Origin of the sequence: Coleofasciculus sp. E1-EBD-02, assembly GCF_040218245.1 — a bacterium.
Lineage (GTDB): Bacteria > Cyanobacteriota > Cyanobacteriia > Cyanobacteriales > Coleofasciculaceae > Coleofasciculus.
In genome coordinates, this window is the sequence record NZ_JAVJQN010000226.1 from 1 (window position 1) to 14,838 (window position 14,838).

Below are 14,838 nucleotides of genomic sequence, written 5' to 3' on the forward strand. Positions count from 1 at the left end.
GTGACATCCTCCTACACCAAATCAAAGATTATGGTGTAGGCTTCCAACATCGCTGTTAGACATTGCTGCCCTGCGCCACTTATCTAGGCAAAATGCCCCCGACAGCCCGACTTGACAGCCAATTTCTTTCCCCCAGAGTCCCTGGGTACTCAGTTGTTCAAAACCCCGATTACAGATTTCTTGTGCCGAAGCTATGTCCCTATCAACTTCATATTTGCATTCTGGACAACTGTGCCATCTATCAGACAGTTCTTTTGGGACCTCAATGCGACAATTAGGACAAGTCTGGGATGTTCCTTTATGGTCAACTTCAGCGATATAGACACCCCGCTGTTTCCCAACATAATAAAGAATGTCTCTGAACTGACCAAACCCCGCATCAACTGTATGTTTACCTAGAAACCCTTTTGCCATAGTTCGGAAGTCAATATCTTCTAAGAAGATAGTTCCCGCCATGTCACACAGCTTGTGAGCCATTTTGTACTGATAGTCTTTCCGTTTGAATGCAATATGGTTGTGCAGTCTTTCTACTTGGCGTCTGGCTTTTTCATAGTTTTTAGAACGCTTTTGTTTCTTGGATAACCTGCGTTGTAGCACTTTTAGCCTACGGTGCATATCCTTGAAAAACTTTTGTCCCGGTTCTATGTAACCATCACTGGTAGCCAAATAACTATTTAACCCGACGTCTACCCCGATAAAGTGACCGTGAGGAACAGCATCAGGGATAGAGATATCAGATTGAATACTTACTACAGCGAACCAACCTACAGCTTTTTTAAGTATCCTGACTTGTTTGACAATAAACCCATCAGGAATCGGTCGATGGAGATTGATTTGTACTTTTCCTAGCTTGGGTAATTTGATTTGCCATCCCGTTATTGGATTTACCTTGAATTGAGGAAAAAGTATCGACTTCTTATGCCCATACTTTTTAAATCTTGGAAATCCATAACCCCGCTTTTGGAAAAAGTCCCAAGCGTCATGCAATCGCCTAATGGTTGTTGGCAATACCTGAGAAGGTACTGCTTTCAGTCTTGGATAATCTTTTTTGGCTTTAGGTAAATTGTTCTGTTGTTGCTGGTATCCAGGAAAAGGGTAATCAGCAGCAATAATATATTCTGACTCTAAGCTACATCTATCTACTGGACACTTTCTTGAAGAAATCCAATCCTTGAGTTCTCTAAGAGCGTAATTATAAACATTACGACAGGTTTCGATCCACTCGTTTAGTGATTCGACTTGGAGAGCATCAGGATAAATTTGATAGGTATAGTTTAGAGTTATCATGCATTAATTATAACCTATATTACTGCAAACGACAAGTTACGGTAAATGTCTATTTTGGGTGTATCGAACCCCAAAATAGACTTGGGGAGTGAAGGCATCTCGACGCCAAATCAAAGATTATGGCGTGAGACTTATAGCTCCCCAAACCCCTCGTCAGTTAATTTGACTGACTATCACGACGCCCTAGTTCATAAACAGCGCCACTGATACAAGCCAGAAGCCCCATACTGATTGCCCAACTTGAACCCAGAGTGATTTCTACACCCCAGTTGCAGCCAGCGCCAACGACTAAAAATGGCACAATGCTGAACAGGGAAGCATAGAAAGCGTTTTGGGCTTCTCTTCCCCGACGAGTGCGTTCATATTCCTTCATGGAAGTGTAGAGCGATCGCTCGGCAAAGTTAAACCAGCGATTTAGTTGTTCCATGATCCAGTGGCTTAACGTTGAGAAGCCCCAGTACAGCGCTAGCGCCCACAACGATGCACCCGCGATCGCTGTCGTATTTAACTCGAATTGAAAGGGCAAAAGTTCAGTGATCATGAGTTGTTTGGTAAAATAGGGCGACTATTGACTCATTAATGTATCTTAACAAAAAGCAGTTTAACGAGTGATAGGTAAGGCGCAAAGGTGCGGGGGAAGATGAGGAAGATGAGGGAGATGGGGAAGATAGGGGAGATAGGGGAGATAGGGGAGATGAGGGAGATGGGGAAGCAAAGGACGAATGACAAATGACGAATGACGCATGACAAATCCCAGCTTGCGGCAAAATAGGTAAATTAAACCCCATCAGTTTTATGTGAAGAAGAAACGATGACTAATGCGAGCCAAAAACTAACCGAAAACCGCCCCAGTAAAAAAGCTGGGAAACGTTTAGCCATTGGAATAGGATTATTGATTGCACTTTTCGCGTGGATTGTAGATTTGCCTAGCGCGATCGCACAGGAGAATAGTGTCAACTATACGCTTACTGAATTACACTATCGAGATTTTTCCAATCAAAATTTAGAGGGAACCTCATTTGCTGGTGCAGATCTACGCGGTGCCTCTTTTCGAGGAGCGTCTCTTCAAGGATCAATTCTCACCAAAGCGGCATTTTTTGAGGCGGATTTAACCGGAGCGAACCTGTCCGAGACTTTAGCCGATCGCGTTGTCTTTGACGGCGCTAATTTAACCAATGCTATATTTACTAATGCTATTGCCAGTCGTAGCCGCTTTTTTGATACAACGATTACAGGGGCTGATTTTTCCGGTGCAATCCTTGACACCTATCAAATATCGTTAATGTGTCAACGGGCAAATGGCGTTAATCCCGTCACCGGCGTTTCAACGCGGGATAGTTTAGGGTGTCGTTAATTAGGGGCTGCTGAATAAGTGTTGTGGTAAGGGGGAGCTGGGGAAGCTGGGGAAGCTGGGGAAGCTGGGGAAGCCAATGTAGAGACGTGCCATGGCACGTCTGGAAGCTGGGGGAGCTGGGGTACATTTTTCCTGAGCAAGGTGATGCCATACTTATGAAGGATGCTACGCCAAGGTTTATTACTGGTACACCTCAACCCTCAAATATTTTGTCTATTAAAAAACAACAGCAACGTTTACATTTCTGCCAGTAACTTCCTCTGGGGACACAATTTGTTTTAGAGTTGCGCTGACTTACCTCACACCTTTCTGTCGCATGGCTCCGTGTCTTTTAGTTGAGGAGGAAATATGAACAATACAGTTAATCGTTGCTGTTGTTTGTTGACGAGACAGATATTCGGGTATACAGATATTTTGACCTCGTTATCGTTCAATATTGGAGTTACACTAGACTAGACTCGGTTATCTGTCAGGGAAGCTTTCTGGCTTCACTTTCTAAGTTTACTCCGTTCTGGTTTTTGTGGACTAGCAATGATACAGAAATTTGTTTATTGAAAAATAAGGTAATAAATCGATATAAGAGTTTACGGATAATCCAACTCTTACCTAAATCCCTCCAGAGGAGCCGAAGTACGATAGCTTACGCTGTTATGCATTTAAATTGGGTATTAGTAGCGAGCAAGATGCTCGCCCTACATACAAGGATTGCATCATTATTGACATTAAGGTTTATATGCCGAACAGCTTACGCCTTCGCGTTACTTAAATCAGGAAAAACCTCCCGCACCGCCGAATGAACCAACTGATGATTCTGGACATTCACGCCCTTTGCCAACGCCACATCGGAGGCGACAGCCTTGATTCCTTCATTAGCTAACTTGAGGACATAGGGTAACGTACTGTTATTCAGGGCTTGAGTCGAACTCCAAGGTACAGCACCGGGCATATTGGGGACACCATAATGGACAACCCCTTCATCTATATAGGTGGGATTCGTGTGTGAGGTAGATTTCAAGGTTTCAATACATCCTCCCTGATCTACCGCCACATCAACAATTACAGCACCCGGATGCATTTGTTGCACCAAGCCACGAGGAACCAGAATTGGCGCTCGACGCCCCGGAACTAATACCGCCCCAATCAGTAAATCGGCTTGGGGAACAACGGCTTCAATTTGGGCTGAATTACTGTAAAGGAGTTCAACTCTGGAACCAAACAGGGTTTCTAAGTAGGCTAGACGTTCAACATTAATATCTAAAATCTCAACTTGAGCGCCCATTCCTACCGCTATTTTCGCCGCTTCTGTGCCGACAACGCCACCCCCAAGAATCACCACCTTACCGCGTCTTACCCCAGGAACACCCCCTAAAAGCACCCCGCGCCCACCTTGCTGGCGTTCCAGAAATCGAGCGCCAAATTGGACAGAAAGACGACCCGCAATAATGCTCATTGGTGTCAGCAAGGGGAGGCGGCGATCTGGAAGTTCCACAGTTTCATAGGCGATCGCACAAACACCACTATCGATTAAACTTTCAGTCAATGGGCGATCCGCCGCCAAATGCAGGTAGGTAAACAGTAATTGTTCTTTCTGTAAATATGGATACTCCGACGTTAGCGGTTCTTTCACCTTAACCACCAGTTCCCGATTCCACGCCTCGGCTGCTGTGGTGACAATCTTAGCGCCACTATGCTGATAGTCTTCATCGGTAAAGCCAGCCCCCGCCCCCGCCTGGGTTTCAATCCAAACCTGATGTCCGGCTTCCTGTAAGACGCGAACACTACTAGGACTTAAGCCGACTCGAAATTCTTGGTCTTTTGTCTCTTTGGGTACACCGATTTCCATCGTTTTCCTTTATGTCATGCAGTTTTCAGACGTTGTGCCATAAGAACTAAGCTTATACTTCTTGTGCGATCGCACAACACTGTTGTTGAATTTGGTATCACTTAACTGTATTAATTCTGTCCTTGCTTGTTTAAATGTTAAACTTAGTAAAGAAATATAACTAAATCATTACACCATCCTTGGCAACTATGACACAACCCCAGCCCACAACCACTCCCCAACTCGCCGAACCCAAGTTCGGTTTCAATGAATATGCTGAACGCTTGAATGGTCGAGCCGCGATGATTGGCTTTGTCTTGACACTGGCGATTGAATATGCTACAGGTCAAGGACTGCTAAGTTGGCTAGGTTTGCAATAATACTCTGACTCTTAGGTCGAATGTCAATTGTAGGGGCGGGTTTAGCCACAATTGTAGGGGCGGGTTTAGGAACTAGATTAGCTTGTCACCGATAACGTATCAACAAAACCCGCCCTAGCTCACCAATAACTGACAAACAAAACCCGCCCTCCTCCGCCCCTAGCAAATGAATTAAGTCAGTCGCTATACTGATTGCGACTATAGAGTATTGTTTACTATTAGTGTTAAAGAATAATGGGTTGTCAGTTAATCTGTCGATTAATCGGATACCCTAGAAGTAGATTAAGCACTTACGTGGAATAGAGATAAATAGCAAACCGTGATGAATGCCTTAGGACCTCGATTCTGGAAGTTAGCCTACCGCAAAGAGCCGATTTCTAGCTTTATTGTCACTGTCGGCGCTGTCGATGCCGTCATTGGCGGAGTTGGTGAACGCTGGTCGCTGCTAACCTTTGGGTTAATGATGGTCATGTTAGCCGTAGGTTTACGCTGGTGGCAAAGCCAACGTCGCCAAACAGAACTGGCTGAACAAGCCGTAACCCATTATCTGCCATCAAGTCCTTCCCGTCCACCCTTACCGATGCTCAGTACCAGCAAGCGTCATCCCCATAGCTGATGCTGTTTTGGTGCAAGTCGGGTGTAATTGATCGGAAACTCAGGGCGAGACAGGAAGACGGATTGGCGGGAATGACGAGCAAAACAACATTAGAGCGATTGTATAAAATTGGCGAAGTTGCTAATCAAAGTGGATTATCGGTAAAAACAATTCGGTATTACGAAGAAGTGGGTTTACTGACGCCAACGACAACCCGTTCCGAATCAGGTTATCGTCTGTTTACCGAACAAACCCTGAATCGGTTAGCCTTTATCAAGCGATCGCAATCCCTCGGACTCAGCCTGAGTGAAATCCACGAAATCCTCGAGGTTCACGACTCCGGGGAATTACCCTGTGGTGCAGTGAAGCAACACTTGCTGCATAAAGTCGAGGAAATTAACCAGCAAATTCAAGCCCTAGAACTGCTCAAATCAGAGCTTATCGGCTTACTCTCAGGATGGCAAGAGCAACCGCCGCACGATCGCGTAGCTCAAACGATCTGCCCCAACATTCAATGAATAATTGTCCAGATGTACCATGGCGAGTCTTGACTCAACGCTGGAAAAGTACCTGGCGCGTGTGTAGGGGCGGGTTTCAGGATTATCGTTTTTGACCTCACCCCAATGGAACTAAACCCGCCCCATTCCAAGTTTGAAGTGCGATAATTTAGGACGAATGACGAATGACAAATGACGCATGACCAATGACATAAAGGCAGTTTTAATCGGAGTCATGATAGGTTTGGCGACTATAAGCCATAAGGCAATAAGTCAGCCTTTACCTGTGCCCGTTGCGCCACCACGTCCGGAAAATCCTGCCCAACCGCCGCCTCCTACACCAACAAATCCACTCAATCCCGATAATTTATCTCCACCTCAACCCCTCTCCTCACCTGAAGCCTGGAGAAATCCGCGACTAATTCACACGTTTACAGGTCATAACACAGCCGTTGATTCGTTGTTCTTTAACCTCGATGGAACAATTCTAATTAGCGGCGGTAGTCGTAACGATGGCAAAATTAAATTCTGGCAGCTAAAAACAGGTCGAGAAATCGACAGCCTGCGAGCGCAACGAACTTCAGTATCTGTTCTAGGCTTATCACCCGATGGAGAAACCTTGGTCAGTTCTGGTACAGATTCTGCGGTTAATCTTTGGAACTGGAGAACCGGAGACTATATCCATCAGTTTCGTGACCATACCAGCAATGTTTTATCCTTGGCAATCACGCCAGATGGTCGCACTTTAGTCACAGGCGCTTTAGATGGAATTCGACTATGGGATTTAACCAAACAACGTCGAATGTACACCTTAGCGCGTTTCGATAACCAGACCTATGGACTGGCGATTCACCCAGATGGAGATATCCTGGCAAGTGGTCATAAGTTTGGTTCAATTAAACTCTGGAATGTAAAAACAGGACAGTCACTCAATCGGATTAGCGCCCATCGTGGTTCAGTTAATGCCTTGGCGTTTACACCCGATGGACAAACATTAGTCAGTGGTAGTTATGATCGCACGATTAAAATCTGGAATCTTAGAACTGGACAATTAGCACAGACGCTTTCGGGACATACCGGACGAGTTTGGGCTGTAGCGATTAACCCCGATGGTGAAACCCTGGCTAGCGCCAGCCGTGACGGGGTGCGGTTATGGAATTTAAGAACGGGTGAACTGTTAGCGTTACTGACAGCCCATGAAGATTGGGTGCATTCCGTTGCCTTTAGTCCTGATGGTACACTCCTAGCAACAGGTGGATTTGATCGGCAAATCATGATTTGGCAAATTTCTCCCGTGAGTGGTGAAGAGTTGGCACAACGTTCTCCGTAGGGGCTTGGTCATCAAGCCCTTACTTAGGGCTTGCTGCACTTTGAGCTTTATTGACAGAGGGTTTGATTCAAGTAAATCGGGTAGCATTCTTCATAAGTATGGCATCACCTTGTTCAGGAAAAATGTACCCTTGCTCCCCCAGCTTCCCCAGCTTCCCCAGCTTCCCCCGCTCCCCTCACCACAACACTTATTCAGCCGCCCCTACTTCACCCCGTCAAATGTCAAACCTAGAGTTACCTAGGATTTCACCCATACAGGCGTTTTCACTTAAAGGAAATCTAGTATAAACTAGAGGACAAAAGCTATAAAAGCTTAGCTTACTATAAAGCCAAGTTAATCTTTGGAAAAGAAAAGCTAATCAGCCGGAGCAAATGACGCTCCCAGAAGACGCGATCGCGAATCATCCAAGGGTCTGTTGTAAGTAAAACAGTAAACGGAAAAAGTCAAGTAAAATTCATTTTTCTTCAGAAATAACCATCTGATGAGCAGGCTAAGTTGCTTCTGTTCGTCCGTTTTGATGTCAAAACATTTAACCCTAGAACCTTGGTCTCTTGTTTTATTGATAATTCCGACAGTCTATCCATGGAGACGGTGATTGAGTTGTGCCAAGCCATCTCTGGAGAAATTAGACTACAGCCATTGCTCTCAACCTTAATCCAGATAGCCTTTGAGACAACAGATGCTCAAAGCGTTACCCTGATTTTGCCTCAGCCGGAGGGTTTAGTTGTAGCGGCTAGGGGGGTAAGGGGTACGAACCCCACCATTTTGCCCCTGACTCCCATTGAATCCAGCCCGGAGATTCCCCTGATGCTGGTTGAATATGTATGGCATCATCCAGACATTTTGATCGTCTCAGATGATACGACAGATATTCAACGATGGTCAATGATCACACTGAACCCTCAAAACCAGGTTCCATATAAGCGAAGCGAAGGGTCAAAACCATGCCCTCGAGTGTCGCAAAGGGTCAACACTCAAAACTCAACACGTCCCCAATTGAGTATATTATGTGCGCCATTAACAGTTGGTAATCAGGGAATTGGTATTCTTTACCTAGAAAATAATCAAACCAGAGGCGTATTTACGCGCGATCGCGTGGCGATTGTTCAACTCCTGTGCGTCCAAGCTGCATCGGCGCTAAAGAATGCTCAAGCCTACAACCATCTAGAAAACCATTCGCGAATCCTGGAGAACACTGTAGAACAGCAAAAGCAGCAGTTACAACACAGTGAATTCCGCTATCGTGCGATTATTGAGGATCAAAGTGAACTGATTTGTCGTTACAGCGCCGATGGCATACTCACCTTTGTTAACGAAGTCTATTGTCGCTATTTTGGCAAAACTCCCGAAGAACTAATTGGACATCGCTTTTTCCCCCTGATTCACCCCGATGATCAACCCGTATTAGAAGCCTTTATGACGGAGTTGAACCCAGACAACCCTGTAGGTATAGTCGAACACCGGGTCATTCTAGAGAGTGGTGAGATTCGCTGGCAACAATGGAGCGATCGCGCTATCTTTGACGAGCAAGGTCGATTACTGGAATTCCATGCAGTTGGACGGGATATCACTGATTGCAAATTAACTGAAGCACGCCTGCGCCACAGTGAAGCTAGACTCCATGCGATCGTCAGCAGTACCTCCGACGGGATTATGATTGTCGATCGTCAAGGTCAAGTTCGCTTCACCAATCCAGCCGCCGCCAACCTCTTAAATCAGGATGTCGAAGAATTACTCAACTATAACTTTGGACTGCCCGTTGGTGTGAATCAAACCACAGAATTGGGAATTGTTCGCGCCGATGGACAACTCAGCTTTGCTGAAATGAGTGTGGTGGAAACGGAATGGGAAGGTGAACCCGTTTTTGAGATTTGCTTGCGCGATGTCACCGAACGTCAACGGGCGGAAGCCGCCTTACGAGAAAGTGAAGAACGCTTCCGGGCAATATTTGAACAAGCCGCCGTGGGCATTGCCCTGGGGACACCATCGGGACAGTTAATTCGGGTCAATCAACGATTTTGTCACCTGGTAGGATACGAGGAATCGGAATTATTACAGCTTAGTTTCCCCGACATTACTCACCCTGATGACCGAGCCGCAGAACTTAATGATTTAACTCAATTATTAGCAGGTCAACGTTTCACCTATTCTAGAGAAAAACGCTTTATCCGCAAAGATGGTCAATGGCAATGGGTCAATGTTGCTGTATCCCTGGTGCGAACTTGGATGGATACCCCTAATTATATTATTGGCGTCGTTGAGGATATCCAACAGCGCAAGCAAACGGAAGTCGCCCTGCAACAGGCTTTAGATGCAGCCGAAGCGGCTAATCATGGCAAAAGCGAGTTTTTGGCAAATATGAGTCATGAATTGCGTACTCCCCTCAATGCCATCCTAGGCTTTACTCAACTCATGGCAAGGGATGCATCTCTAAATCAAGATCAGCAGGATTATTTGGGCATTATTACTCGTTCGGGTGAACATTTGCTGGATTTAATCAATAATGTCCTGAATATGTCCAAAATTGAGGCGGGTAGGATTTTCCTGTCAGAAAATAGCTTTGATCTTTACAGTTTGGTCGATTCCATTGCCGAGATGTTGCGTCTGAAAGCCCTATCGAAAGGGGTACAACTTATCGTTGAGCGAACGGCAAATGTGCCGAACTATGGGGTGGCGGATGAGGGAAAATTGCGGCAGATCTTGATTAATTTAGTGGGTAATGCGGTTAAATTTACGTCACAAGGTAGGGTTATTTTGCGCGTGCAAGAGATATCCGATAGGATAACCGCACCAACGAACACCGATACTCAATCCAGGCTGTTTTTTGAAGTTGAAGACACAGGCGTTGGCATTCCCCCGGATGAACTGGATACCCTGTTTCAAGCCTTTGTGCAAACGAAAACCAGTCAGCGATCGCAGTCAGGAACGGGTTTAGGTTTAGCGATTAGTCGTCGATTTGTCCAGTTGATGGGTGGGGACATTACCATTAACAGTACTCCAGGTCAAGGTACATTGGTTAAATTTGATATCCCTATTGGCATTGTTCCCCAAGACCAGACTCCTCGCCAACCCTTAAGTCAACAGGTTATTGGCATCGCACCCGACCAACCCAACTATCGCATTTTAGTGGTTGAAGATCAATGGGCAAATCGCAAACCCCTGGTTAAGTTTCTGGAATCCTTAGGATTAGACGTGCGAGAAGCCGATAATGGTCAAGTGGCTGTGGCTATTTGGGAACATTGGCATCCTCATCTGATTTGGTTAGATATGCGAATGCCTGTAATGAATGGGTATGAAGCCACCCAATTGATTAAATCCCATCCTCTGGGAAAGACAACCGTGATTATTGCCTTAACCGCTAGCGCTTTTGATGAAGAACGAACCGCTATTTTAGATGTCGGTTGTGATGATTTTGTCGCCAAGCCCTTCCGAACGGATGCGATTTTAGAGAAAATGGGACAACATTTAGGACTCCGTTATCGCTATGAAAATGCTGCCCCACCCTTATCTGATGCCGATACACCGATATTAACCCCTGAGGATTTAAAGGTGATGCCGACGAATTGGATTGCCCAGTTACACCAAGCCGCCATTCAGCTTAATAACAAACAGATTATTCAGCTTATCGAAGAAATTCCCCCAGAACAGACGTTATTCGCTAAGGCGTTAACTGATTTAGTTAATAATTTTCGGTGTGATGTCATTATGGATATAGCACAAAAGGCTATCTCCTGATATAAACCCCCCTTTTTTCCGGTATTTTAGATACGGGACATACTTCAATAGAATATTAGTTGGATACCCTCTAATTTAATTCCAGCTCCCTCTGCTCCCCCTAGCCCTTGCCGTATTACACTATCCGCCATCCTTATGGCAACCAGACTTGCTTATGAATAGTTATCAGCCAAAAACAGCACAAGGAATTATTTTAATCGTTGATGATACAGCCGATAGCTTACGTCTGTTGGAAGCCGCACTAACAAGATATGGGTATGAAGTTCGCAGCACAGTCAACGGCAGCATGGCATTAATGGCGGCAAAAGCGGTAGCACCTGATCTGATTTTGTTGGACATTAAAATGCCCGACATGAATGGCTATGACGTTTGTTCAGCCTTGAAAGCTTCACCTGTCACTCGTGATATTCCGATAATTTTTATTAGCGCTTTAGATGAAGTCTTTGATAAAGTCAAAGCCTTTGCCTTAGGAGGGGCTGACTATATTACTAAACCTTTTCAATTTGAAGAGGTTTTGGCGCGTGTCGATCATCAACTGACGATTCGTCAACTTACCCAGGGTTTAGAGCAACGAGTTGAAGAACGAACCGCCCAATTAAAACAAACCTTACAGGAGTTACAACAAGCCCAAGTTCAGCTTATACAAATTGAAAAAATGGCAACCTTGGGTCAACTGGTAGCCGCCGTAGCTCATGAAATTAACAATCCTGTAGGCTTTATTAATGGAAATCTCAGTTGTGCCAAGGATTATACGAACGATCTGATTTCCCTGCTGCGTCTGTATCAAGACAAATTTCCCCATCCCGGAACTGAAATCGAACAAGAAAGTCAGGATATTGAACTTGATTATTTGATTGAAGATCTGCCCAGTATTTTATCCTCAATGAAAAAAGGAGTTGATCGTCTCTTTCAGTTAAGTATCTCTTTGCGAACCTTTTCTCGTTTGGATGCTCATACCAAGGTAGTCTTTAACATCCATGATGGAATCGAGAGTACACTATTAATTTTAAAGCACCGCCTTAAGGCAAATGATAAACGTCCAGCAATCGAAGTGATTAAAAACTACGGCGAATTACCGCCTATTGAGTGTTATCCTGGGCAATTAAACCAAGTTTTTATGAATCTTATTGCTAATGCGATAGATGCACTAGATGAATTACAGACAAAGAAATCCAATGAATTGAATAAAGACTATCTGCCTCAAATTAAAATTGATACTGAGATTCAGTACGATAAAGAAACCGTTATTATTCGGATTCGCGATAATGGAATAGGAATGCCAAGTAAGGTAAAAGATTGCATATTTGATAACTTTTTTACCACCAAGCCCGTGGGTAAAGGAACGGGTTTAGGCTTATCAATTGCGCGTCAGATTGTAGTTGAAAAGCATGGAGGTTCCCTAAATTTTAGTTCCGCACCAGAGCAAGGAACCGAGTTCGTGATTGAGTTGCCCATGTCATAAGTCTTTTTGTCTGTCATTTGTCATTTGTCATTTGTCATTTGTCATTTGTCATTTGTCATTTGTCAATTCACAATTGTAGGGGCGGGTTTAGGGACTAAATTCTGCTAGTCACCGATAAATGAACAACAAAACCCGCCCTGATTCATAACTTGTCACCCCTTCAGGGGTTAATTGTCTTGATGGAGGAAATTCGCGATCGCCTGATTAATCTGTGCGCGATCGCCCTTGTCTCGTCCAAACGCCGCCGCATGACCATAGACTGAGTTTAGCACCATAACTTGGGCATGAGGAACCAATGCAGCTTCTGCGGTGACATCAGCAACAGCAAAATAGGCATCCGTGCGAATGGGTAGAAAGAGAACCTCTGCTTTTATACTCTTCAAAGCCTTTTCTAAAGATCCATCCATACCGGGCGTTAAACTAACATCATGACTTGCCCAAGTCTGAAAATGACATAATAGGTCATTCGCATCTTTTTCATGATAGCGGGTGCGCCATTTAGCCAAAAATTCATCCAGCGAATTCGCCTGAGTATCAGGATACCTTTGATACACCTCTGATGAATAAAACTCTGGCGAAAAAGCCCAAGGTGCCCAAGCTTCAGACATGCGTGACAGCCCGAGCAAAGGAGGTTCTGTATAATTGCCCTCCTGAAACGCCGGATCAGAACGAATACAAGTTGCCAAACTATTAAGAAATAGACGAACATGCCAAGTCGCCCGACAACTTCCGGCAATAACCACAGCATTTTGTACCCTATCCGGATAACTCACCGCCCATTGAATAGCTTGTTGTCCTCCCATACTCGCACCAACAACAGCACGAATCCTATTAACGCCAAGATGATTGAGAAGTGCAGATTGTAAACTCACATTATCCCGAATCGTTACCGCCGGAAAATTAGCACCATTAAACGGTGGCGGAGTATTACTCGGAGAACTACTGCGCCCATTCCCCAACAACTCCGTATGAATAATCCAATCTTTTTTGGGATCTAACGCCAACTTAGCACCCCGCAGATAAGCTAAATCATAATAACTTTGAGAAAAAGCCGTACAAGTGACAATTGGCGGTTGTGATGACGGTGTACCACTAATTCGATAAGCTAAATTCACCTGAGGTAATACAACACCAGATTCCAATTGAAACCTATCCAGTGTAAACGTATTAAATTTAGGTGCTGAAAAAATACCCATTAGTTGACATTTGTTGTGGAACCGATAACAAGGAATAGCAAAATTAACGGTACATGAGCTTACTTATATATATTTCACGATAAACCTTTCCATCAAATACACCCAATTCCTCTGCGCCCCTCTGCGTTAACCTCTGCGTCCCTCTGCGTTGAAAAAACAGGTAATACTTTACCATTATCTGGAACCTTTCCCTAAAAAATCAGTCAAATTGATCCATAGTAATTTTATTATGGCAGGTATATTTCCATGTTAAGTGATAATCGTTGCCAATCAAAACTAGCCGTCCTGATGGCGCTAGGCATAACCACAACAGCCTCACTTCCCATCCTCATCGCTGTACCAGCCAAAGCCAAACCCCAACCTTATCGTATCGGGCAACTGTTTCCCTCACAACGGAACCCAATAACCCCTCGTTCTACACAAGTAAGTGTACCATCAGGAACAAGTATTGCCGTTAAATCTGAGGAAGCAGAAAAAATAGTCGTTACTCCCGATGAAACCGCACCCGTAACCCTGACTGTTATCCAACCGATTCGTTCTTCAGCCGGAACCATTTTAATTCCCGTCGGGAGTCAAATTGAAGGAGAATTACGTCCAGTAGAAGGCGGGACTCAGTTTATCGCTAAACAGCTAATCCTAAAAACCAGTAATCGAGAATTACCGATTGAAGCGACATCAGCAGTCATTACAGAAACAGAAACAATCGATAATGGAACCGATGTAAGTAATATTCTCAAAAATGCCGCCATTGGTGCAGCCGCCGCCGGGGTTTTATCAGAAATCTTTGGCGATATTGATTTAATTGAAGTTTTAGTCGGTGCTGGATTAGGGGCATTAGGTGGATTACTTTTAGGCGGAGGCGAACAAGCCGAAGTCTTCGTGATTTACCCAGAAACCGATTTAGACTTAACCTTAGACACTGAGTTAGTTCTTAGATGAAAGCAGAAGACTCCAGGGCAGAGGGTATAAGGTTTAAAATCCTTGATTTGGGACATGATAAGCTGTTTGGCATTTAAACCTTAATATCAATAATGGCACAATCCTTGTAGTGCGTTAAGCGAAGCCATGCCGCAGGCTTTGCATCTTGCTCGCTACTAATACCCAATTTAAATGCATTACAGCTTATAACACGTTTATTTGTAGGGGCGGGTTTTACGGTTATCGGTGGCGAGAGACACAG

The 14,838-nt window shown here is 44.7% G+C and carries 12 protein-coding genes; 8 read left to right on the top strand and 4 right to left on the bottom strand.

Annotated features, from left to right (window positions below; genetic code table 11):
* Positions 1-21 precede the first annotated feature (21 nt).
* Both RIC07_RS34140 and RIC07_RS34145 read right to left on the bottom strand, forming a co-directional pair.
* A complete protein-coding gene (locus tag RIC07_RS34140; RefSeq protein WP_446398394.1) occupies positions 22-1,287 on the bottom strand; it encodes an RNA-guided endonuclease InsQ/TnpB family protein in 1,266 nt (421 codons plus the stop codon).
* Between the two features lie 157 nt (positions 1,288-1,444).
* Entirely contained in the window at positions 1,445-1,828 is a 384-nt protein-coding gene (locus tag RIC07_RS34145) for a hypothetical protein (protein WP_446379201.1), read from the bottom strand.
* Positions 1,829-2,098: 270 nt separating this feature from the next.
* Between RIC07_RS34145 and RIC07_RS34150 the strand changes: the two genes are divergently transcribed.
* Entirely contained in the window at positions 2,099-2,641 is a 543-nt protein-coding gene (locus tag RIC07_RS34150; RefSeq protein ID WP_446398395.1) for a pentapeptide repeat-containing protein, read from the top strand.
* Positions 2,642-3,386: 745 nt separating this feature from the next.
* On the opposite strand, the gene ald is transcribed toward RIC07_RS34150, so the two are convergent.
* Positions 3,387-4,484 (bottom strand): alanine dehydrogenase, encoded by a 1,098-nt coding sequence (ald, locus tag RIC07_RS34155; protein WP_446398396.1) that lies wholly within the window; start codon positions 4,482-4,484, stop codon positions 3,387-3,389.
* A 188-nt stretch (positions 4,485-4,672) separates the two neighbouring features.
* Between ald and RIC07_RS34160 the strand changes: the two genes are divergently transcribed.
* From RIC07_RS34160 to RIC07_RS34185, 6 genes are all read left to right on the top strand, one after another.
* Positions 4,673-4,843 carry a hypothetical protein gene (locus RIC07_RS34160; protein ID WP_446379195.1) on the top strand — a complete coding sequence of 57 codons (171 nt, stop codon included), beginning with the start codon at positions 4,673-4,675 and terminating at the stop codon, positions 4,841-4,843.
* Between the two features lie 322 nt (positions 4,844-5,165).
* The gene (locus RIC07_RS34165) at positions 5,166-5,459 is read left to right on the top strand and encodes a hypothetical protein (protein ID WP_446398408.1); all 294 of its coding nucleotides are present in this window, start codon (positions 5,166-5,168) and stop codon (positions 5,457-5,459) included.
* A gap of 71 nt (positions 5,460-5,530) precedes the next feature.
* Positions 5,531-5,956 (top strand): heavy metal-responsive transcriptional regulator, encoded by a 426-nt coding sequence (locus RIC07_RS34170; RefSeq protein WP_446398409.1) that lies wholly within the window; start codon positions 5,531-5,533, stop codon positions 5,954-5,956.
* A 178-nt stretch (positions 5,957-6,134) separates the two neighbouring features.
* Positions 6,135-7,265: a WD40 repeat domain-containing protein gene (locus tag RIC07_RS34175; RefSeq protein WP_446398397.1), complete on the top strand. Its 1,131-nt coding sequence runs from the start codon at positions 6,135-6,137 to the stop codon at positions 7,263-7,265.
* Positions 7,266-7,808: 543 nt separating this feature from the next.
* Complete coding sequence (locus RIC07_RS34180; protein WP_446398398.1) at positions 7,809-11,000, top strand: PAS domain S-box protein; 3,192 nt, start codon at positions 7,809-7,811, stop codon at positions 10,998-11,000.
* Positions 11,001-11,154: 154 nt separating this feature from the next.
* On the top strand, positions 11,155-12,462 hold the full coding sequence (locus RIC07_RS34185; RefSeq protein ID WP_446398399.1) for a sensor histidine kinase: 1,308 nt from the start codon (positions 11,155-11,157) through the stop codon (positions 12,460-12,462).
* 167 nt (positions 12,463-12,629) lie between these two features.
* Here RIC07_RS34185 and RIC07_RS34190 read toward each other — a convergent pair whose 3' ends face one another.
* A complete protein-coding gene (locus RIC07_RS34190; protein WP_446398400.1) occupies positions 12,630-13,604 on the bottom strand; it encodes an alpha/beta fold hydrolase in 975 nt (324 codons plus the stop codon).
* 300 nt (positions 13,605-13,904) lie between these two features.
* Here RIC07_RS34190 and RIC07_RS34195 point away from each other — a divergent pair, with 300 nt between their 5' ends.
* Positions 13,905-14,597, top strand: coding sequence for a hypothetical protein (locus RIC07_RS34195; RefSeq protein WP_446398401.1), 693 nt, complete (start codon positions 13,905-13,907; stop codon positions 14,595-14,597).
* Positions 14,598-14,838: the final 241 nt, after the last annotated feature.